Annotated in this window: 13 protein-coding genes and 1 rRNA gene; 1 reads left to right on the top strand and 13 read right to left on the bottom strand. The window is 44.1% G+C overall.

All coding sequences use genetic code 11. From position 1 onward, the window contains the following. The 6 genes from LUCIF_RS04825 to LUCIF_RS04800 form a co-directional block, all read right to left on the bottom strand. Positions 1 to 289, bottom strand: a 16S ribosomal RNA gene (locus tag LUCIF_RS04825); the annotation flags it as partial. Between the two features lie 445 nt (positions 290 to 734). Then, positions 735 to 1,094 (bottom strand): 4'-phosphopantetheinyl transferase family protein, encoded by a 360-nt coding sequence (locus tag LUCIF_RS26455; protein ID WP_207856997.1) that lies wholly within the window; start codon positions 1,092 to 1,094, stop codon positions 735 to 737. A gap of 401 nt (positions 1,095 to 1,495) precedes the next feature. Further along, positions 1,496 to 2,563: an NAD(P)H-dependent oxidoreductase gene (locus tag LUCIF_RS04815; protein ID WP_122626742.1), complete on the bottom strand. Its 1,068-nt coding sequence runs from the start codon at positions 2,561 to 2,563 to the stop codon at positions 1,496 to 1,498. 30 nt (positions 2,564 to 2,593) lie between these two features. Continuing rightward, entirely contained in the window at positions 2,594 to 3,748 is a 1,155-nt protein-coding gene (locus LUCIF_RS04810; protein WP_122626741.1) for an alpha/beta hydrolase family protein, read from the bottom strand. A gap of 122 nt (positions 3,749 to 3,870) precedes the next feature. After that, the gene (locus tag LUCIF_RS04805) at positions 3,871 to 7,332 is read right to left on the bottom strand and encodes a type I polyketide synthase (RefSeq protein ID WP_122626740.1); all 3,462 of its coding nucleotides are present in this window, start codon (positions 7,330 to 7,332) and stop codon (positions 3,871 to 3,873) included. Positions 7,333 to 7,365: 33 nt separating this feature from the next. After that, positions 7,366 to 10,719, bottom strand: a complete 3,354-nt coding sequence (locus LUCIF_RS04800; protein ID WP_165865889.1) for a non-ribosomal peptide synthetase — start codon at positions 10,717 to 10,719, stop codon at positions 7,366 to 7,368. Positions 10,720 to 11,131: 412 nt separating this feature from the next. On the opposite strand from LUCIF_RS04800, the gene LUCIF_RS04795 reads away from it, so the two are divergent. After that, the gene (locus LUCIF_RS04795; protein ID WP_122626738.1) at positions 11,132 to 11,584 is read left to right on the top strand and encodes a MarR family winged helix-turn-helix transcriptional regulator; all 453 of its coding nucleotides are present in this window, start codon (positions 11,132 to 11,134) and stop codon (positions 11,582 to 11,584) included. Positions 11,585 to 11,827: 243 nt separating this feature from the next. On the opposite strand, the gene LUCIF_RS04790 is transcribed toward LUCIF_RS04795, so the two are convergent. From LUCIF_RS04790 to LUCIF_RS04760, 7 genes are all read right to left on the bottom strand, one after another. Next, positions 11,828 to 12,772, bottom strand: coding sequence for an AraC family transcriptional regulator (locus tag LUCIF_RS04790; protein WP_122626737.1), 945 nt, complete (start codon positions 12,770 to 12,772; stop codon positions 11,828 to 11,830). 85 nt (positions 12,773 to 12,857) lie between these two features. Next, entirely contained in the window at positions 12,858 to 13,820 is a 963-nt protein-coding gene (locus LUCIF_RS04785; protein ID WP_165865888.1) for a sugar ABC transporter substrate-binding protein, read from the bottom strand. Positions 13,821 to 13,885: 65 nt separating this feature from the next. Continuing rightward, on the bottom strand, positions 13,886 to 15,088 hold the full coding sequence (locus LUCIF_RS04780) for a uroporphyrinogen decarboxylase family protein (protein ID WP_122626735.1): 1,203 nt from the start codon (positions 15,086 to 15,088) through the stop codon (positions 13,886 to 13,888). Between the two features lie 279 nt (positions 15,089 to 15,367). Then, positions 15,368 to 17,071, bottom strand: coding sequence for a methyl-accepting chemotaxis protein (locus LUCIF_RS04775; protein ID WP_122626734.1), 1,704 nt, complete (start codon positions 17,069 to 17,071; stop codon positions 15,368 to 15,370). Between the two features lie 100 nt (positions 17,072 to 17,171). Beyond that, positions 17,172 to 18,419, bottom strand: coding sequence for a nickel-dependent malate racemase, LarAH6 family (gene larAH6, locus LUCIF_RS04770; protein WP_122626733.1), 1,248 nt, complete (start codon positions 18,417 to 18,419; stop codon positions 17,172 to 17,174). A 200-nt stretch (positions 18,420 to 18,619) separates the two neighbouring features. Then, positions 18,620 to 20,560: a 3D-(3,5/4)-trihydroxycyclohexane-1,2-dione acylhydrolase (decyclizing) gene (gene iolD / locus LUCIF_RS04765; protein WP_122626732.1), complete on the bottom strand. Its 1,941-nt coding sequence runs from the start codon at positions 20,558 to 20,560 to the stop codon at positions 18,620 to 18,622. A gap of 18 nt (positions 20,561 to 20,578) precedes the next feature. Beyond that, positions 20,579 to 21,376 (bottom strand): 5-deoxy-glucuronate isomerase, encoded by a 798-nt coding sequence (locus LUCIF_RS04760; protein WP_122626731.1) that lies wholly within the window; start codon positions 21,374 to 21,376, stop codon positions 20,579 to 20,581. Position 21,377 lies beyond the last annotated feature (1 nt).

Here is a 21,377-nt window from a genome sequence, read left to right as displayed (position 1 = left end):
TCGTCGCCTTGGTGAGCTCTTACCTCACCAACCAGCTAATCAGACGCAGACCCTTCTTTTAGCGACAGCATGTTCAGAGGCCGTCTTTCCTGTCCTTGCCATGCGGCACGGACTGCTCATTCGGTATTAGCACCCCTTTCGAGGTGTTGTCCCCAACTAAAAGGCAGGTTGTCTACGCGTTACTCACCCGTTCGCCACTAAGGTTCCATTGCTGAAACCTCCGTTCGACTTGCATGTGTTAGGCACGCCGCCAGCGTTCGTCCTGAGCCAGGATCAAACTCTCCAATAATATTTATTGAAGAACCTTGATGGCTCTTTATGAATTAAAGAATTCTTGGTTGTTTTTTGACGGTATTACTCTCGTAATACCTGTCCGCACATCTGGCTTTTCACCTTACTTACATTGTTTAGTTTTCAAGGAACAACTTTTTTTGCTGCCGTTTGTTCAACGGCGGATCTCTATCATAGCATTTAACTTTCGCTATGTCAACACACTTATTTGTGCCATTTATTTCCGCCGCTCATGACGGCTTATATAGAATATCATGTCGCTGGATTTATGTCAATTGTAATTTAATGACTTTTATTTCAAACTAAAGCACGTAATATTATATCCGAACTGGAAGGGGAAAGATACGGACAAATATAAAAAAGCGCTGGTGATACTTTTTGAATTATCACCAGCTACTTCTGAAGTTGCTGCAATATGTTAAGGAAAGCAGCAATTTTTTTAATTAATGAAGGAAATTTAAAAAATGACCAAAACGAAAGGATATTCTAGTGCTTAAGGGCTGGGCAATTGAGCAGATATACTGATTAGCCACCCAGGCAATGGCCTTATATTGCGTAAAATTTTTGTAATAGCATATTACACAGTTATTATCAAACTGGATTTCCGATATCTCAAAGACCTCAAACGGCGTCATGAATCCGGTTTTCAGCACTTTTGCCAATGCTTCTTTCACTGTCCATAAAAGAGTAAGCCCGGTTTCCGGGGAAAGCGGCGCAACACTCATTTGTCTTTTTTCGGCAGCTGTTAAATGTTTGGCAAAAACCTTCTTGCCGGAATCTATTTTTTCAATATCGATTCCCATTGGGTGAGCTTCCGGAAAAGCAAGCGCCGCACCGATATGATCACAATGAGTAATGCTGATTTGCAGATTTTGTCCGTTGCCTATTACAATGGGTTGATTAAAAATACCGGCTAGGATCGGAATATCGGCCAGATTTTTCCCTTCCGCTAATGTTTTTAGGGCCTGCTTGGCGGCGAAGCGGCCGATCAGATAATTTCTTAGTCGCTTTTCCTGTTTTAAGGTATTATAGTAAATCCGCTCCGCAGGGTGAAGAAATCGAACTAATTTTTTATAATCTGCCGCACAGGAGCAAACGCTGCAGCATAACGCGGCATAGGATGTGTTGTCCGGCCTGATTAAAGTAATTTTTTCAGTATAAATATTATCTTTTACCGCGGCTGTCTTAAAAAATGAATGAATAATCAGGATACTTCCCTGCCTTGGTCCATAGTTAAGAGCACATCCCTGGTTATGCAGTGAAGCCCGGCCTGCAGCGCTTTCTTTTCAATCACTCTTTTGATAAATTCACGCACGTCCCCGGGCGCCAAGGCATCTAATATCTCCAAAGCCTCGTTGTTCCACGGAACCGCTTCTCCGGCACTTTCCATTTCCAAAACAAAATCCTTATCCGGTAGGATGTCGTGATTCAAATAATTTTCCAACCGTTTGCCGATTTCGTCACCGGCCAGCATTCCTTTCAAAGCGTTACTTTTTATGCCGCCGGCATACAGGCGCGCCCCTTCATGGGTGAAGCGGGAAAAACCAACCGAATGATATTCTTCATCCTGCCGTTTTAGTTCCATCCGGCATACCGGGCAAACAAGCCTGCCATCTTTTTGAATCTGGAATGTATCGGCAAAACAATTCGTACAAATCAGCCGGTCTTCACACTGGCCGACTGCCGATTTAATACACTGATCCTGTTCCAGGGAAGCGGCAAGGGAGGCCCCCAGTTTGGCCACCTGCTTCAGCTTGCTCGGCAATAATAAAACTTCCCCCTTATTAAAAGCATTTCCCATTGTAAACTGACCTACTACTTCGCAGTGGCATAATGTCAAAAATAAGCTTAACGGAGTCCTGAGCAGCGAAAACGTTCCTCCGGCAACCGATACCGCCGCGCCGTATTTTTTCTTTTCGCTTTGGGCCATTTCGTTTAACGCCCACCGGGATATGCGCTCCATCACTGCCCTTAATCTGGATGGAGCCGAAAGACAGTAGGACGGTGCCGAAACAGCAATGGCATCGGCTTCCCTGATCTTAGTTTTAATAAATTCCAAATCATCCTGCAAAACACAATTCCCTGCCGCCTGCGGTCCGCTCAGGCAGCCAAAGCAGCCGGTACACGGCAGAATGTTTAATCTTCCCAGATTTACTATTTCAATATCATGTCCCTTTTCCCGTAAAGGCCTGAGCAGTTCATTCAAAAGAATTGAGCTGTTTCCATTCTCATGGCCGCTTGCGCAAATTCCCAGCACTTTTTTATTGCTCATAATCTCTCTCTCCCTTTGGCGTTTTTTCAATTAGGATAAAAGCCGGTCGGCAAACCAGTCTGCTACATAGTTGCTTACTTCCGTATAATCATTGTAGGCGCAGTGGTCAGACCCCGGATATACCTTAAATGTTTTGTCCGCCGAAGCAGCCTCTTCATACAGCCTTTTAACGTTCTTCGCACTAATCAGAGGGTCCGGATCATTATGGATTATCAAAAGCGGACAAGTTATTTTTTCTGCGATCCCCTCCAAATTGAACCTGGGCGCAAAATCATGTCTGACATATTCCGTTTCATTTTCAGCCTTTCCGGATCGCATGGTAAAAGCGTCCAAAAAGTCCCGGTTAAACCGCAGCGCCTCTTTCGCGATATAGGAACCGCCGACACTGGCGCAGGCCGCCACCTCATCGGCAAAATAAGCTGCTGTCCGGGCGACAAAATAGCCGCCAAAGCATAGCCCGTACAACCCGATTTTATTCCCCACATCGCCGTGGCTTATTATATAGTCCAATATCGCTCTATGGCCTTCCTGACTGTCTACTTCAAAATAACATTGGTTAGCATAAAAGGTTTCTCCCTGCCCCGGTCCGTCCATATTCAAAACGGCAAAGCCTGCCTCCACCAGCTTCATGGCCATAAAATGCAATTCTTCCTTGAAACCGGTTAATCCGCCGATTAAAACGATGACCGGAACGTCCGCCGGCGCTTGCCGGGGAATACACATCCAGCCGCACATTTTAGAATCTTTATAAGGAATTTCTACTTTTTCCGCCTTCATATTTTCATATAATTGAACGGCGCGAGAAAAACTAGCCAGTTCCTTATTATAGATTCTGCTTTTTTCTTCGGTAAAATTTATAATCTCGTAGGGAGCAACCCGATACAATGCCGCCGCTTTTAAAAAGAAGACCCGCGCCGTGTTCCTGTGTCCTTTTTCTAATTCCCCTGCCGCATAAGCACAGGAAGCATCCCCAAGTTCCTCACATACCTGTACATAATCTTCACCATTGGCAACTCTGGCAACAATTCTGGAATAGTCCGTATGGTCAATTCCGTGCGCCATCATTCGGTTAAAGGTTTGGGCCTTAGGCATCTTTCTCGTCTCTATTTGATTGGTATTGATAACCTCATCCGGAAACATCCTGACAAAATCTTGCGCCGTAGCCGCTTTCGTTTTTGCCCGCATAAAAATTCTCTCCTTTTTGAATATAATAAATCAAGTCTCACAAACCTGTTAATCCTTGATACTGTTTAATAAATCAGCATTATATTACGGAGGAAATCATATCCTGAATTTAAATGAATGAATCAGGATACTAAGACTTTATTTAACACCCCGGCAATTACTTTCACATTCGGCTCATTGAGCATTGTATAATGCGAACCCGGAACTTCAAAAAGCTTTAACCCGGAAGGGGATAATTTGTTCCATTCCTCGAAATCCATACCTTCTGTTAAAGCAATATTAAGCCTCTCCAGAATTTCCTTCGGCTGCATCGTTTGTGCCCGGAAAAATACCAGGCTGCCTGTGTATTGATCCTTCGGCATATGGGTCCGCAGCGAATTATGATTTTTTCGCCAAATATGGTAATACTCTTTGAACTGAATGTTGTCAAATCCCCAGGGTATCCACCCACGCTCTTTCAGATAACGGATAACTCCCTCTAAATTATCAATTTCAACGTCCGCCGCTGCCGCCGTTTTATCAAAATACATGGCGCACACGAGCGGAAATGCTTTCAGAAACCGCAACTCGCTAAATACTTCATTGCAATAATAGGCTAGCGGCGGATGACTGTCGAACATAATCAGGTGCTCCACTTTCACCCCCTTTTTCTGCAGTCTTACCGCAATCTCAAAGGCGGCGTTGCCGCCAAAAGAATGCCCTCCCAAAATAACCGGCCCGTCCGGTTGGATCTCGCGAATCAGTTCAATATAGCCATCGGCGATATCCTCTATGGTCCTGATTGCGTTTTTTTCCTCTTTATACGTGTACTGTATGCCATATACCGGGTAATCTTGCGGCAGATACCGGACAAGCGGCTTGTATCCCATGACTGTGCCGCCCGCGGGATGGATAAGGAAAATGGGCGTTTTGCCGCCCCCAGTCTGGAAACGAACGACAGGGTCTTCGCCCGCCAGTTCCTTGGCGGAGCTGCTATGCAGAAGATTCCATATTATGTCCGCTAATTTTTCCACGGTATTATTCTCAATTATATTTTTAATAGGCAGCTTTAAATGGAACTGTTTTTCGATTTCGTTATTCAGCTGTAAAGCAACAAAAGAATCCCCGCATAATTCAAAAATATCATCCGTATCGTCGACTGTTTCCGTACCGATTAGCTCCATCACCAGATCTTTCAGGCGCTGCGTGATATAGCCCCGGTCAATATTTTCCTTCGTGTTCTCCGCCTGGTTTCTGTTTTCGCCACCAAGAGTTGCTGCCGCCTGAACCATGGAATCGAAACAAGGCGCTCCGATCCAATATCTCTTCCGGTCAAAACAATAGGCAGGCAGCGGGATCCGTTTCTGCCCTCCCTGGCGGTACAAAACACTCCAGTCAATGGAAACGCCGTTGACCCAAAGATGCCCCAGCGTATTTAACAAGTGCATCCGGCTGGAATCCTTGGACTCCTCGTCAAGCAGGACGGGAAGCACCAAAGCATTCGTAAAATGAGCCGCCAAAACCTCGCTCCCGTAATGAGAGCCCATAATCAGGACGGTAACCCGGTTTTCCTTGTTTGTACTTAGGTGAGAATCAATGAATTTAAAATCCTCCTGAGAATCCAGCATGATATATTGGTTGTCATGCTCTGGTTCTTTTTCTGCCGTAAAGTCATCGCCAACAGCAGCAAAGGCGCTGTCAAGAGTTACTTCACCGCCGACACATAAGGTGACCTGTTTCCCGATTGCCCCTCCGGCCCATAAAGCCGCATTGATTCCCAGCCGTGTAAAGAATATCGCCAGAGCATATTGCAGCGAAAATTGAACCAGCCGTTTCTCCCGGTCATCGGTTTCCTTTGCTGGCTCTACTCCAAATAGCCTATTTTCCAGACTGAGTCCGAATTTCTCACCTACCATTTTAGAACATTGGTCCAGACTCTCGCGAAATACCGGTTCCGATTCATAAATCTCCCGAATACTCTCTTTATGAATCCGCTCCATGTCAGGAAACAAAAAGAGCGTTTCCCGTTCTCTGTCTTCTACCTTTCCCTGGCCGCTTCTTGGCGTCTCTTTCCCGCCAACAATCGCTTCAAAATCAGCCGGGTCTTTGCAGACACAATAAAACCGGTTGCCGAACTCCCGCCGGCCCATAGCCAGGGTGAAGGCTGCATCGTCCATTTCAATCCGGGGATTTTCACTAAAATAGTGCAAATAGTTTGCCTTCACTCTCTCAAGAGACTCCGTTGTTCCGGCCGAAATAGGAATCAGGCTCCACATTGCCTGATTTTGTCTTTCTTCTTCCCTGCGTTCCCATTCTTCCAGTACCACATGGGCGTTTGTGCCGCCCAGTCCAAACGAACTGACCCCGGCCCGCCGCAGTGTTTCGCCGGTGGGTTTCCACTCCGTTAACTTCGTGTTGATAAAGAAAGGGCTATTATCCAACTCCAGTTTCGGATTGGGACTTACAAAGTTGATACTGGGCGGAATTAACCGCTTGTCAAGCATCCATACCGTTTTGATAAGGCCTGTGACCCCTGAGGCGGCGTCAAGATGTCCCACGTTGGCCTTGACCGAGCCGATGGGACAAAAGTTTTTCTTGGGTGTGCTTTCTTGAAACACTTGTCTTAGGGCCGCAATTTCAATAGGATCACCCAATTGCGTCCCCGTTCCGTGCGCTTCAAGATAGCCGACTGAGTCCGGCGATACGCCGGCAACCAGCAACGCCTCCTGAATCACTTTCACCTGCCCTTCGACGCTGGGAGCGGTAAATCCGACTTTCATCGCCCCGTCGTTATTAATCGCCGTTCCTTTAATCACGGCATAAATATGGTCCCGGTCTTTTACGGCCTTGGTTAGTGATTTGAGCACAACCATGCCGGCTCCGTTTCCTATTACCGTTCCCCGGGCCCCTTCGTCAAAGGCCCGGCAATGGCCGTCCGGGGAAAGAATCCCTCCCTCCTGGTACCGATAGCCGGCTTTTTGCGGCACCCTAACAGTAACCCCTCCGGCAAGAGCCACATCGCATTCTCCGTTCAAAATACTCTGACAAGCCATATGTACCGCCACCAGGGAGGTGGAACACGCCGTCTGGATTGTCAGGCCGGGCCCTTTCAGATTCAGCTTGTAGGCGACACGGGTGCACAAAAAGTCTTTTTCATTGCCGATCATCACCGGGTAGGTACCGGTGTCAATGCCCTCCGCCCTGGCGATATTATGTAACAGATAGGTATTACTGCTTGCCCCGCCAAAAACGCCGATGATTCCGGTATACTTTTCCGGAACATATCCGGCATTTTCCATCGCTTCCCAGGCGCACTCCAGAAAAATCCGCTGCTGCGGGTCGGTTAATTCCGCCTCCCGTGAGGTAATATTAAAAAACGGCGCGTCAAACATCTCGATATCCTCAATATAGCCGAACGCTTTTACGTAGCCGGGGTCTTTCAGTTGTTCCTCACCGACTCCGGCCTCTTTCAATTCAGCATCGGTAAAAAAGGTGATACAGTCTTTGCCGTTCTTAACATTTTCCCAAAATTGCATTATGTCCCGGGCTCCGGGAAACCGTCCGGCCATACCGATGATTGCTATATCAAACAGGTTATCACTCATAACCAATCCTCCACTTCTTTTACTAAAACAGAACTACACAATTTTTCTTCTCATTCTTGCCTGCCGGCGCAGTTGGGCCCGGTCTGGTTCCCCGTCGCTGCGGGCAATTGAATTCTGCTGGGACAGTATAAAATTAGCAAGGGACTTTATGGTGGGATATTGGAACAGAGTAATAATTTCCAGCCGGTGAGGAATTGTTTGCTGCAGACGGGAATGGATTTGAACGATCAACAGGGAATTACCGCCGATATCAAAAAAATTCGTTTCCGTCCCAACGCTTTCCACACCCAGAACATCCCGCCAAATACCGGCGATTGCCTTTTCCAGTTCCGTCTTGGGCGAATTCCATCCGGCTGCTTTATCTATAACCGCTGCCGGCGGAACAGGGAGAGCTTTTCTATTTACTTTGCCATTTGCCGTCATGGGTATGAAATCCATTTCCACAAAGGCCGCCGGCACCATATATTCAGGGATTCTTGCTTTTAAAAAGGTTCTCAGTTCCGCACTAACCAAAACCTGCTCTTCCTTCATAACAACATAGGCGGCCAGCCGTTTATCGCCGGCGTCTTCCCTGACGGCCACCACAACCTCGCGCACCCCGGGAAACTCAAGTATTTTCGCCTCAATATCCCCGAGTTCGATCCGGAAGCCGCGGATCTTTACCTGATGATCAATCCGTCCCAAATATTCAATATCGCCGTTATGCAGGAACCTCGCCAGGTCCCCCGAGCGATAAAGCTTGCCGTCCCTGTCCGGGTTTATAAAGTCATCCACAAACCGTTCCCGGGTCAGATCTTCTCTTTTAAAATAACCCTGGGCAACGCCTGCGCCGCCTACATAGATTTCTCCGCTGCAGCCATTCGGAACGATATTTTTATTCTCGTCCAGTATATAAACCTGTAAATCAGGGATTGGCATGCCAATCATACTGCCCGAGCCACTCTCTACATCTTCTATTGAAAGCGGTCTATACGTAACATGGACGGTTGTCTCCGTGATTCCATACATATTAATAAGCTGCGGCCGTTTGTCCCCGTGGCGTTCGTACCAAGGCGCCAGTGTTTTTAATTCCAGCGCTTCCCCGCCAAAAATAACATACCGTAAGGACAGCCTGTCCGTCTTGCATAGTTTTTCATCCACCCTGATAAGCTGCCGGAAAGCCGAAGGGGTCTGATTCAAGACAGTTACCTTCTCCCTGCTCAGCAGCTTATAAAAATCTTCCGGCGACCGGGTAGTAAAATAAGGCACAACAACCAGCCTGCCGCCGTAAACAAGGGCCCCAAAAATCTCCCAGACGGAAAAGTCAAACGCAAAGGAATGAAACAGGGTCCATACGTCCTCATTATTAAATTGATACCAATGGCCGGTCGCTGCAAAAAGCCGTACAACATTGGAATGGCTGACCATTACACCTTTGGGCTTGCCGGTCGATCCCGACGTATAAATAATATAGGCAGTACTGCCGGGAGTGGCCGTGTCGTCCAAATTGCCGGTGTCTTCCTTACTTACCAAATCCCACTGCGCATCGAGAAGCAATACCCTTTCCGCATAGCAGGCAAACAGGTCGCTAAAGTTCAGCCCGCTTAAAATAATAATTGGCTGAACCTCCTCCAGAATTCCGCGAATCCGTTCCGTCGGATACACGGGATTGAGCGGCACATAGGCCCCACCCGACTTCAATATCCCCAGCAGGCCGACAATCATTTCCAGGCCCGGGTTCATACAGATTGGCACCATCACCCCCGGACCCACTCCCCGCATTCGGAGATAATGAGCCAGTTGGTTTGCTTTTTGATTCAGTTCGCCATAGGAAAGGGCCGCATCACCGAAAGAAACTGCAACCGCGCCGGGGTTTTTCCTAACCTGCTGTTCAATCATTTTATGGATGCATACTGTGGAAGGAAACGTAACATCCCTCCGGTTCCAGACATTCAACACCCTTTCTTTTTCTTCCGCACTAATCATCCGGTATTGGTCTATGCCTTGCAGCGGATTTTCGGTCACTTCGGCAAGAATATTTACAAAATGACCGGCCATTTGTTCCACCGTGGAAGGATAAAATAAATCAGTCTGATACAGGAACCAGGCGCAATATTCTTCGTCTATTTCTTCCATGAACAAAGAAAGTTCATATTGGGACGCGCAATGGGCAAACTCAAACGATTCCATTGCCAATTCGCCAAACCGGATTTCGGTATCCGGACCGCCCAAATAAAACCGGGTCATTCCCGCTAACGACGCATCGTTGGGCCTCTCCATCGTAAAGGAGACCTGAAAAATGGGCGGCCGGGTCAAATCCCGGTCGGACTGCAATTCTGCAACCATCCTGGAAAAAGGGTACTTTCCCTGTTTAAGTCCCGCTAAAATTACGCTGTTCACTTTCGCCAATAACTCGTTAAAACTGAGGTTATGCTCCAGATTTATGCGAAAAGGCAGCATATTTACAAAATAACCTGCCGTGTCATTAAAATCATTGTTTCTTCGCAAAGATACCGGCGACCCGACAATTAGATCCTTCTGTCCGGTATAGCGGTAAAGAAGCAAATAATAAGCCGCCATGAACAGTCTATAGGGGGTAGCCCCGCAATTAGCGGCCAATTCCTTTACTTTTTTAGTTAAATTCTTATCGACAGTAAACCGGATAATGCCGCCCTTTTGACTCGCAGCCTGAGTCCGCGGTTTATCTGCAGGCAGATTCAGCACCGGTAACTCTCCCGCCAAATTGCTCAGCCAATATTCACGTTGACTCTTCGCAGCGTCACTATTCAGAAATTCGGCCTCTTGTATGGCAAAATCGGTATAGTCAAAGGCCGGTTGGGATAAATGAATCCCGTTTCCGTTTTTCAGACCCGTATATACCTCGCCAAGTTCCTTTTCAATGATTTCCAAAGTTACAAAATCGGAAGCAATATGATGTATGAGCAGCAGAAATATAGCGGTGTCGCCGGACACTCTGACGAGATAGGCTTTCACAATAGGCCCCTGGGCAAGATCAAAAGGTTCTTCGCATTTTTCTATCAGATATTGCTCCACTTCTTCCTTACTAAAACTTTGGGCGTTCTTTTCCTCAAAATAAAAGCAATTCGCTGAATCGGCAGACAGAACGGTTTTCATGATCCGGCCATTTAAATCAGAATACGTGGTCCGTAAAACGGGGTATCTTTGCATAACGGTCTGCAGGGCTCTTTTTAACAAATCAGCATTTATCTCAGATTTTATAATTGCCGCATGCTTAAAATTATAAGCCGACGACAGGGGCGTCATCTTATAAAGGAACCACATCGCCTGCTGCCCGCTCGATACTTGCGTACCGCTTGGCATTCTTATCTCTTCCTGCGGCATTCCGGCCTTTTCAGCCTCTAGTACTTCCTCTTGCCTCGTTTCCATCCCAATCATTTTTTTCAGCTCGCTTTCCTAACAAGATTTGTGTTAAAACCAAAAGCTAACTTTCTCTCTAAAACCGGTATGTTTAGTTAGATAAGACCTCCCTTCTTCGGAGTAATCATTACTATTTCATTTTGTTTCAAAAAATGTATACCAGGTAAACAATCTTGTTAAAAAAAATGTGAAACCCATAAAAATCTAATTTCAACAAATAAATTACTTCACTGTAAAATAATTACTATAATGTAAAATATAAACTTGCTTTTACTTTCTGTCAATATGTGGTAATTACAATTAACAAAAATTTTACTTTTTATACAAATTTTTGCATTATTTCAAAAATTCCGTTGACAATAAAATTTACTTGCTATACATTGTATTTAAAGGCTGGAAACATAGGAAAGGCAGGAAACTTATGGAACAAAGCGATCTAATTATTGAAACCGTATTGCGTCTCATTAATAAATTTTCAACTTTGTTAAAAGAGCCGCGAAAATTTGGCACAAATGATATTTTATATGGCTCCGAAATACATATGATTGATGTGATTGGGAAATATCCGGGCATAAACGTTACGGAAATAGCCGATAAGTTAGGCATCACCAAAGGTGCAGTCCCTAAAATGATTCGTAAACTTACGCAAAAAGACCTGATCTATCGTTATCAGGAAAAAGATAACAAAAAAGTGGTCCTATTCCGGCTTACTGAAAAAGGACATGTTGCGTTTCGACACCATTTAGAATTCCACCAACAATTCGACAAGGATATTAAAGATAAATTAAGTTCGTTAACGAATCGTGAAATCAGCTTGTTACAAAATATCTTAACCGAAATAGAAAAGTCCGCCGACATGGTCAACGCCAAATAAAAATTTTCACAAATTGTTTACCTGGTAAATAATTTGCAGTCTATAAGATCCCGGAGGGTTTACGAGCAGTTTCAGCTAATTCAAATAACTAAATGCTTAGACCTGACATTAAATATTGGAAACAAAAAATAATTCCCTTCTTTCCTTTTTGCCTGGCAAAAATTAAGAAGAGAATTATCACTTAGCCCTTCGGGAAAACCTTTTTTAACTTTTACTTTACTTTAGCTTGACGAACTTTGGCTCCTACTTATGCATTAAAAGATCTGTATCATTTTGATCTTTCCTCTTGTGTTTTCGGAACTCCGTCGGAGTACATCCCATAGTTTTTCGAAACAACCGAGAAAAATAGTTGGTATCATTGATACCTACCGTTTCAGCTACTTTAGCCACTGTACAGCTATCTTCCGTCAATTGCCGAACAGCCTTTTTAATACGAATTTTATTAATATAATCAATAGGAGTAAGTCCAGTCACTTCTTTAAAAACCTTACGAAAATAATGAGAACTCATACATGCCTTCAATGCAAGGTCAGATATGTTTAGCTCATAACTAATATTGTCTTCCAAATACTTTAGCGCTTCCGCTAGTAATTCTCGTTTTCCATTATATTCGTATGATTTACTTTCGAACTGTTTCTCCCATGCCCGTCCTAAAATAGTTAATAATAACGTAAGATATGATTTTTGTACTAAACGGTACCCGGCTGATTTATTTTCTTGTTCCTCTATAATTTTAGTAAGTATCGCTTCAACATATGAGATCCCTTCAGGTGATAAGTGAAGAATTTCCTGGCAATTTATCTCGGCACGAAATATTGGTTCGACCACCAACATATCATAGATTCCACTGATTTCCTTTAATTCCCGCCAATCTTCTCCAAGTACTTCTGTGTAGAATTGACAATTGTATATTGTAACCCTGGAATCAATGCCATAGGAATGCTCCTCATGAGGTACTATAATAAAGACATCTCCAGGTATCAGAGTTACCTCCGTATTATGATATTTATGCGTACAAGAACCCTTTGTTATTAATACAATTTCAACGTAATCATGTCTATGCGATATTACGGGGCTATTATTATTGAATACACCGATTCTTATAAGTTCATCTTCATCAGCCGGCCACGGGAAATACCTACTGCACACTGAACCACTTCCATTCCCATATAAATAATGGTTGGCCATAGGGCTGCTATTAAGCCACTATTTTGAGGCATGATACAAAGGAAAAAAACATCACTGATTAAAATAGCTAATGCGGCTGAATATCTTATTTATATTTTGCAATATAATCATCAACTTTATCTTTTGTAACTAGCTCAAATGGAATTATGACTTTCTTATCAACAGTTTGGCCTGCGACCAGTTTCGCGGCTACTTCAATGGCTGTGCTGCCTTGAGCAGTAGCATTTTGATATACCGTAAAATTCAATTCGCCTTCTTTTACATACTTCAAGGCTTCCGGGGTTGCATCGATACCCCCAACTATCACTTTTCCAAGCCTTCCTGCATCCTGGAGAGCTTTAATCGCTCCTAGTGCCATTTCATCATTCTCCGCAAGGATACCATCAAATTGCATTCCTGATTGAATCAAATCTTCCGTTATTTTCATGGCTTTTTCTCTAGTCCATTCACCAGTTTGAGTTGCGATAACTTTTATATCAGGATATTTTTTTAGTATATTGTCATACCCTTGCTTTCTTTGAATCTGTGGCAAACTGCCATATCCACCCTCGATTATTATAATATTACCTTTTCCGCTAAGCTCAGTAGCCATTTCTTGAGCCTCAAGTTGTCCCGCAAATACATCATCTGACCCAACATATGACGCCACCAGTTCCTGATTGGGCAGTATCCTATTTACACTTATCAGGGGTATCTTAGCTTTAATGGCCTCTTTCACCATTGGTTTTGCAGCTGTATTGTCAACGGGCATGAGAACAATGGCATCCACTTTTCGGGAAATTAGTTGTTCCATTTGTGACATTTGATTGGCTGCATCCCTACGCCCGTCCAAGAATACCACTTCAATATTATCGCCCTTTAACTTTTCTGCAGTTTTTGCCATACTATCCTTTAGATATGTTTGCCACTGGTCACTAAAGTTCTCCAGTAAAACACCAATAACTTTTTTTGGTTTTTCCGTACCCGTCTGTGAGTTACTTGAACCACACCCGCTAATCAACGAAACCGTGAACACCAGAACGAACAGTAACGCCAATACCCTTTTCACTTTCTTATCCTCCTCTTTTTTTATTGTTTCCTGAGTTTCCCCGGAAAAATAACATAATTATAGGGTTAATATCCTCGCGCTTGCTGCATAACTTCCCTTAACCTCTTGATATAATATTTATAATTTTCGAGCGGAGCATCTGGCGGTACTTGATGATCATTACAAGGAAGATATCCACCTTGTTTTATTACCGGCATGATTCTTTCAAACTCTTTATTTATTGCGTCCTTTCCTCTAGCTATTTCTAACTTATTGTAGCCCCCTATAAATTTTAATGTGGAGTATTTCTCTCTCACTGCCACAATATCCATTCCGCCCTGAACGTCCATCGGTAAAAAACCATCTATTCCGGCTTCCACAAAATTGGGTATTAATACATTAAACTCACCATCTGTGTCAACAAAGACATTTGCTACCCCTTTTTTCTTCAAAAATGGTATCAGGCGTTTATAATACGCTCCAACAAATTCATCAAATAGCGCTGGAGATAACATAGGTCCACTAGATCCACTTAAATCTTCCTCAAAAAAGACAACATTAGGACTTATAATGTCAAGAATTTTATCTAGTTTCTCCATGTATACCTTTAAAACAAATTCATTAATATCATGTAACATTTCCGGATAATCATAAAAAGCCATCAGATGTGGTTCAATCCCTAAAAGTGTCCGGGGGGTCCAAAAGAAACCAGAGGCTCTGAATCTTATAGCAAAGTCGCCCTTATCATGTCCCTCTTTGTAACAGCCATAAATTTTTTGAATATTTTCATCTGTGCAGTACTCATCCAGGGCTTTTTGTACTCGATCTTTTAACTGCTGCCAGTCCTCTTCATTTGATACTACCGGTCTAAGTTCTTGTATCAAATCTCTGGTTTTATAATATTTCCTTTTCCATCCATCCCTGTCTAGCTTTATTTTATATTCAGATGTTTCTTCAATTAATTTTTCATCAAAACATAGAAATGGCACCCTGAATGCTACCCTCTTTAGAGGATCAAACCCCAGATTTTGCTCATAAATAAAGACTTCTTCTGTCGACAAACAATTAAGATATCTTTCCTCGGGTTCTATTTCCCTGTCTCTAGGAAAGTATAAATTATCAGTTGGTATTGTGGGAAACATCACTTTTTCGCTAAAACGTGTAGAAAGTCCCTCGTTCTCCCATTTTTTTACTGTTTTTTCCCATGGATAAAATATCTCTTCAACAGCACCTCTATCCAAATCATCACTAAATGATAACGTAGCCTTTTCTCTTTCCCTACAATTCATAACGATCACTCCATACTCAAATTGTTAAAAAACCAAGGTACGCTAGACAACCGTGCACGCTATTTCATGAACAATATATCATATAATTCCGGGAAATCGTTAGAATGAAAGGTGCCAATATTAGCACAATTCAGTTTTTTATTCCCGCGACCTCGCCAATCAGGCAGGGAACTGGTTAGCCGGAAGCAACAAAAAAATTCCCTCCTCTTTTACCTGGTAAAATAAGAAGGGAATCATTTGACAATAATTTCCCTGGAAAAGATAAACTGAGTGGTCTGTTTAGACTTTAAATGTAGAAATTTCTTTCAGGACCGTTTCTGTAGATTCTTTTGATTCATTGGCCTTCGAAAATATATCGTCCGCTTGATGAACGATATCCAACACTTTTCCGGCAATTACTGAATTTCCGCTGGCTCCTTCATTGGTGGCCGCCGCAATTTCTTCAATCGAATTTGCCATGGTTGTTATTAAAACCAACAATTCGTGGGAAGATTTATTGGCATCGGCAGCAAAATTCCGCATATATGCCGCATCATTGCTATATTGTTCGGCGGTAACTTCTAAGGAAGCATAATCCTTTTTGACTATGGTATCAATAAATTCCAGAATATCAAAAGACCCCGAGGCTAAACTTTCTACTGACGGAATTACATTTTGGGTTATTTTCTGAATTTTTGCCGCCGTATTATTCGATTGCTCCGCTAACTTTCTGACCTCATCGGCAACAACGGCAAATCCTTTACCGGCTTCACCCGCCCGGGCCGCTTCTATGGCGGCATTTAACGCCAACAAATCGGTTTGCGAAGATATTGTTAAAATATCCTCCGATAAAAGATTGATCTGACCAACGACTTTCGATTGCTCAATTGCTTCGGTCAATTTTCCTTTCGCAGCTTCATACACTTCACCGGCCAGCCTCGTCGCCGCCGCGGCTGACTCTTTCAATCCTGCGGCCCGCGCATTAATTTGATTGGCATAGGTCTCACTGTCCTGAGCGTTATTAGCAATGATTTCAATCGTCCCGCTTAAATCCGCCGATAACGTTTTAAATTCCTGGGTGGCTGCTGCCGTTTCTTCCATACTTGCCGACAACTCTTCCGTGGCAGCAGATATATCCTGGGTATTAAGATTCAACTGTTCTGTTAATTGCCGGACACTGCCGGCATTATCAACGGTACTCTTTGATTTATCCTTTATCTGAAGTATGATATGCTGCAAAGATTTCTTCATAGCATCTACCGACCTGACCATATCGCCAACTTCATCGTTTCTTGCCAACAGATTTTCGGGAATCTCCCTTCCCATTTCTCTATTGGCTACCCAATTCAAATGAGTGATTGCTACCTGTAATGGATTGGCAATACTTCGGGCAATTAATGTGGCCAGGACCGAACCGATTGCAATCCCCAAAATAATAATAACCATAAATACGGTTACAGAGGTTCTGTAATAGTTATCATTCCTTAAAATTAAGGCCTTGGCCTGACCAACATTATCAGGATTCAAATCGATGAAATCGTTTATAAAGCTTTTTATAGTTAAAAGTCTGCCGGTAGCATCTTCACCCTTACCCGCCTGCTCCGACCGGATTATTTGTTTTATGCCCTCTGAATACTTAGCCAGGTCACCTTCTACCTTCGCTAATATTTTTTGGGCCTTGGGGCTTTGATCTACTTGTTTAAGTTTTTTTATATCTTCCTGCAAAACACCGGTTCTTTTTTCAAGGTCCCTAAGCAGTGTTTTATCGACCGGTTTCCTGGATTGTAAAATTATGTATGTGACATCCACTTCCATTAGCCGTAATTGATTACTGGCGTCGTTCAAATACTGAGTTGCTAATAAATTATAGTTATACATGGAATCAATCGCTTTTTTTGATTGTGAAATAAAGAAATAGCCGAGTCCGCCGATAATACAGGTGATGCCAATCATTATTGCCGCTAAGATAAGCACTTTCGTTTTAACTTTTCGATTTGTTAACATCGCTAATTCCTCCTGCTACAATTAGTTAATCGAGGAAACCAATTTGCTTTGGGGAAGAACTGTTGTAATTAATAAATGATCACCTGAGTATTTCGTCCTCTTACTTACTTACCGGCAGCGTGGAGCCTCCATATGGCATGATCAAGACTTTTGCTGATTTACCCTGCTCGGCAAACGCTTGATCAACGGCCGATTGTACATCCCGGAATGGTTCCATAAATACCTTTCTTACAAAATCAGCTTCCAGTTCGGAAACTAAAAATATTTTTGAATTCTTAAGTACCATGGCGATGGCTGCGGCTTTATGCCCGCCCAATTCAAAATTCTTTTGAATATCCTCAATCATGCTTTCCGCTGTCGGCGCGGCAAGTATCCATTTTTCAAATACCTTTTCTCCCAGCCCTTCGGCGCAGGAAGCCACCAATATGATTATGCCGCCTTTTTTTACGGCATGCTTGGCATTATCCAGCGCTTTTTGCGCCTGATACATATTTATATCTTTGGGGTATCCGCCGGGAGTTGTAATTACGATATCCGCTTTATTTGCTATTTCTATTTTATTGGCAGTATCCAGAAACCGGCAGCCCTCTCTGTGGGCCTTAATATAATGCCCTGCTACCGCTTTAATGATTTGCTTTTTCTTGTCCAGAACCACATTCACGATGAAATCAATCGGACAATACTGAATTGCCTCCTCCAAATCCTGACGTACCGGATTCGTGTCCAGATTTCCCGTTTTGGCTTCTGCCTCAACCATTCTGCTGTGATTGGCCTGAATCGCCGCCCGGGTGGATACCCCCGGCATAATTGCCTTGGCTCCGCCGCTATAGCCGGCAAAATAATGATACTCGATATTTCCCAGACAAATTCTCATATCGGCTTCGGCCACTTCCGTAAAAATATCGACCGGCGTACCTCCCTGCGTTGTGCCTAAATGCTTGTAATCCTTTACATTGCTGTCGACACACCGTATTCTGCCAAATAACTCTTCCCCCATCAAATATTTCTTTTCCTCTTCCGTATGGGCTCTATGACTTCCCAGGGCGAACACAACCGTTATATCACTGTCCTTTACTCCTGCCGCCCTAAGTTCGTCAATTACGATCGGTAGCACAACCTTACTGGGCATTGGCCGGGTAATATCGCTGGTGATCATCACAATTTTTTTACCGGGTATAGCCAGTTCTTTTAATTTTTTAGTCCCTATGGGGCTCTCCATTGCTCTTTTTACTTCCGCTTCGTTCACGAGTCCAACTTCTAATTGCTTGGGAAGTATTTCTCCCAGCAGATTTTCATCCTTAACATGAAAGTTCACCGTCTTTTTCCCAAAACCAAAATTAAATTCCATTTTTCCACCTTCTTTTAGATTGAGCCTGCTTAAAAAGATGTGGATACTAGGCGCGGCGAGCATTCGAATGAGGCGTACTCAGTCGTACGTTGAATGAGAACGCACAGCCGCAACAACGTAGACGCGCTTTTTAAACAGGCTCAGGTTAGTAAAAATGGCAGGAGAATCCCCCTACCAAAAGATTACATCAGACCATTTCGCTAATATTGTCTGGCTTGTTCGATATTCTTGCTTAATTTTTTATAAACCGTTTGAATCTTTTCGCTGGCGGATACTTCCGCCACACCGACTCTCCACCATGAGCCATACTTATGAACCATCGTTTTAGGCAATACCTTTACATCAATCAAAGTGGACACGGTTTGTTTTTTCGCATCGGTTACCGCTGCTTTTAATTCTTCGATGGTTCTGACCGTATACGTCTTGCAGCCATAAGCGGCCGCATTCATGGCAAAATCCACCGGTACAAATCCTCCGTCCAACTTGCCGGTCGCTTCATTCCTGAACCGGAATTCCGTGCCAAAGCTTCCCATCCCGTGTTCCATTTGCAGGTTGTTTATACAGCCAAAGGTCATGTTGTCTAATACAATTACATTGATTTTCTTTCGCTCTTGAATGGAAGTCACCAATTCGGAATGAAGCATCATGTAAGATCCATCGCCAAGCAGGGCATAGACCTCCTGGTCCGGTGCCGCCAACTTAACTCCCAATGTTGCATTCACTTCATAGCCCATACAGGAATATCCATATTCCATATGATAAGTGCCGGGTCCCTTGGCCCGCCAGACTCTCTGCAAATCTCCCGGTAAACTGCCGGCTGCGCCGACAATGATATCCCGGTCCGTTACCATTTCATTCAATACACCCAATACTCTCGACTGGGTTAAGCAGGATCCTGTTAATTGCCGGAATTCGGCAAATACGGCTTCCCGTTCCATATCATCATCAATTTCCGGCACAAAATCTTTTTCCGTATATTCCACAGCGTATACCCGGTCTACTTCCGCCTTCAGTTTCTCTTTCGCCGCTTTTATTTCGTCTCCATAGGCCGACTTGTATCCTGTCTTTTCCAGCGCAGTTGTTAGCGCTTCCAGCGCAGCCCTGGCGTCGGCTGCCACCTTTACCGCATCCAGTTTATACGCATCAAACGCTGCAATGTTTATATTTAAATAGTCAACCTCCGGATTCTGGAATATCCATTTCGACGAGGTTGTGAAGTCTGTATAGCGGGTACCTACGCCGATGATCAGGTCTGCTTCCTTGGCAATGGCATTGGCAGCTAAACTGCCGGTTTCGCCGATTCCCCCCAGATTTAAGGCATGGTCCCAAACGATTGCACTTTTCCCTGCCTGGGTTTCGCCAAAGGGGATATTGAATTTTTCGGCAAAATCCCGGAATGCCGCTGCCGCCTCCGAGTATCTTACGCCGCCGCCACAGATTAACATCGGTTTCTTCTTCCCGGCAATCAGCGTAACGGCGTCTTTTATCATTTCCTGGGTCGCCGGTGTTCTTTCAATTCGATGTACTCTTTTTTGCAGGAAATAATCAGGATAATCATATGCCTCCCCCTGAACATCCTGGGGCAGGGCGATTGTAACGGCTCCGGTATTGGCCGGGTCCGTCAGCACCCGCATAGCATTGATACAGGCAGTCATCAACTGTTCCGGCCGGGAAATCCGGTCCCAGTATTTGCTTACTGCTTTAAACGCATCATTGGTACTGATTGTCAGATTGTGAAATTGTTCGATCTGCTGCAATACCGGGTCCGGCTGTCTGGTGGCATATACATCTCCCGGCAAAAATAAGACGGGGATCCGGTTAGCCGTTGCGGTTGCCGCCGCTGTTACCATATTGGCCGCTCCCGGTCCCACCGATGAGGTAACGGCATAGATCTGTTTTCTCATTTTCTGTTTGGCAAAACCGGTCGCGGCATGGCCCATGCCCTGTTCATTTCTTCCCTGATGAACGGTTAATTCACCGGGATCCTGTTCCAATGCCTGTCCTAATCCGATTACATTTCCGTGGCCGAAGATTGTAAAGATCCCTTTAACAAACTTCATTTCGATGCCATCAAATTCTATATATTGATTATCGAGAAACTTTACCAGAGCCTGTGCAACTGTAAGCCTTGTTTTTTTCATAAGCCCACCTCGCATTCTCTACTTTTTATCCGGCCAGATGACCGCGTCCGGTTCTGTAACCCATACATGTTCCGGCACAAAAGTAGGGGTAATATAGGGATTGCCTTCGATATGCCTGATTACCCATAAATAATACATGGCATAACCCGGTGCGGTCGCCTGCGGATGGGTGGCATTATCTAGAATTTTCACGGTATCATTATTTTTTAATTTAATAACGTCCTCGCCTAACTCGGAAAACCCATAACCGTTTTCCGGTTTAAATTTGTAGTAATAAATTTCCGGCTGGGGATGGTAATGAGGCGGAAAACTGGACCACTTCCCCGGATAATCAATTACTTCGCCGACAACCAAATTGGAGTAGGGGGCGTTGGAATAATCAAAAACCGTTCTTACAATTCTGGTTGACGTTTCTTTCATTGTGCCTTTGCCGCGTTCTTCACTTCTACATTCCGCCTGCGTATAGAATTTTGCTGCAAATTCCCGCTCATTGGCCGTTTTGATTACAGCAATTCCCGAATCTTCCCCGACGCCGGTGATAACTACTTGTTTGTTTTGCGGCACATGCAGCACGCAGGGATTCTCATCAAAGCAATTGGCCCTTTTTACAGTTGCTTTATGGTCCTCCCACGCAAAGGTTACCTCTCCTTCCAGCAGCAAATAGGCTCTTTCCCTGGGTTCAGCATTTTTTTCCGCCGTCCCTTTGGCAAGCCGCAGGATACCAAAATCCATCATTGCATTATGCTGAATTTCTTCCATAGTTGTAATCTCATTATAACCATACCGGAACGGTCCGTTTTGTCTGATCTGAATCATT

This window comes from Allolucifera butyrica (assembly GCF_900476375.1).
GTDB classification, from domain to species: Bacteria; Bacillota; Negativicutes; order Sporomusales; family UPPP01; genus Lucifera; species Lucifera butyrica.
Note: the sequence above shows the minus strand (reverse complement) of the source record. Positions and strands in the feature narration are given on the sequence as shown.

What these genes read in the sequence shown, in the direction of transcription:
- LUCIF_RS04775 (WP_122626734.1), bottom strand. Translation starts at nt 17,071, where the DNA reads ATGTTAACAAATCGAAAAGTTAAAACGAAAGTGCTTATCTTAGCGGCA.
- LUCIF_RS04790 (WP_122626737.1), bottom strand. Translation starts at nt 12,772, where the DNA reads ATGGCCAACCATTATTTATATGGGAATGGAAGTGGTTCAGTGTGCAGT.
- LUCIF_RS04780 (WP_122626735.1), bottom strand. Translation starts at nt 15,088, where the DNA reads ATGAATTGTAGGGAAAGAGAAAAGGCTACGTTATCATTTAGTGATGAT.
- LUCIF_RS04795 (WP_122626738.1), top strand. Translation starts at nt 11,132, where the DNA reads ATGGAACAAAGCGATCTAATTATTGAAACCGTATTGCGTCTCATTAAT.
- LUCIF_RS04805 (WP_122626740.1), bottom strand. Translation starts at nt 7,332, where the DNA reads ATGAGTGATAACCTGTTTGATATAGCAATCATCGGTATGGCCGGACGG.
- LUCIF_RS04760 (WP_122626731.1), bottom strand. Translation starts at nt 21,376, where the DNA reads ATGATTCAGATCAGACAAAACGGACCGTTCCGGTATGGTTATAATGAG.
- LUCIF_RS04810 (WP_122626741.1), bottom strand. Translation starts at nt 3,748, where the DNA reads ATGCGGGCAAAAACGAAAGCGGCTACGGCGCAAGATTTTGTCAGGATG.
- LUCIF_RS04815 (WP_122626742.1), bottom strand. Translation starts at nt 2,563, where the DNA reads ATGAGCAATAAAAAAGTGCTGGGAATTTGCGCAAGCGGCCATGAGAAT.
- LUCIF_RS26455 (WP_207856997.1), bottom strand. Translation starts at nt 1,094, where the DNA reads ATGGGAATCGATATTGAAAAAATAGATTCCGGCAAGAAGGTTTTTGCC.
- LUCIF_RS04800 (WP_165865889.1), bottom strand. Translation starts at nt 10,719, where the DNA reads ATGGAAACGAGGCAAGAGGAAGTACTAGAGGCTGAAAAGGCCGGAATG.
- larAH6 (WP_122626733.1), bottom strand. Translation starts at nt 18,419, where the DNA reads ATGGAATTTAATTTTGGTTTTGGGAAAAAGACGGTGAACTTTCATGTT.
- iolD (WP_122626732.1), bottom strand. Translation starts at nt 20,560, where the DNA reads ATGAAAAAAACAAGGCTTACAGTTGCACAGGCTCTGGTAAAGTTTCTC.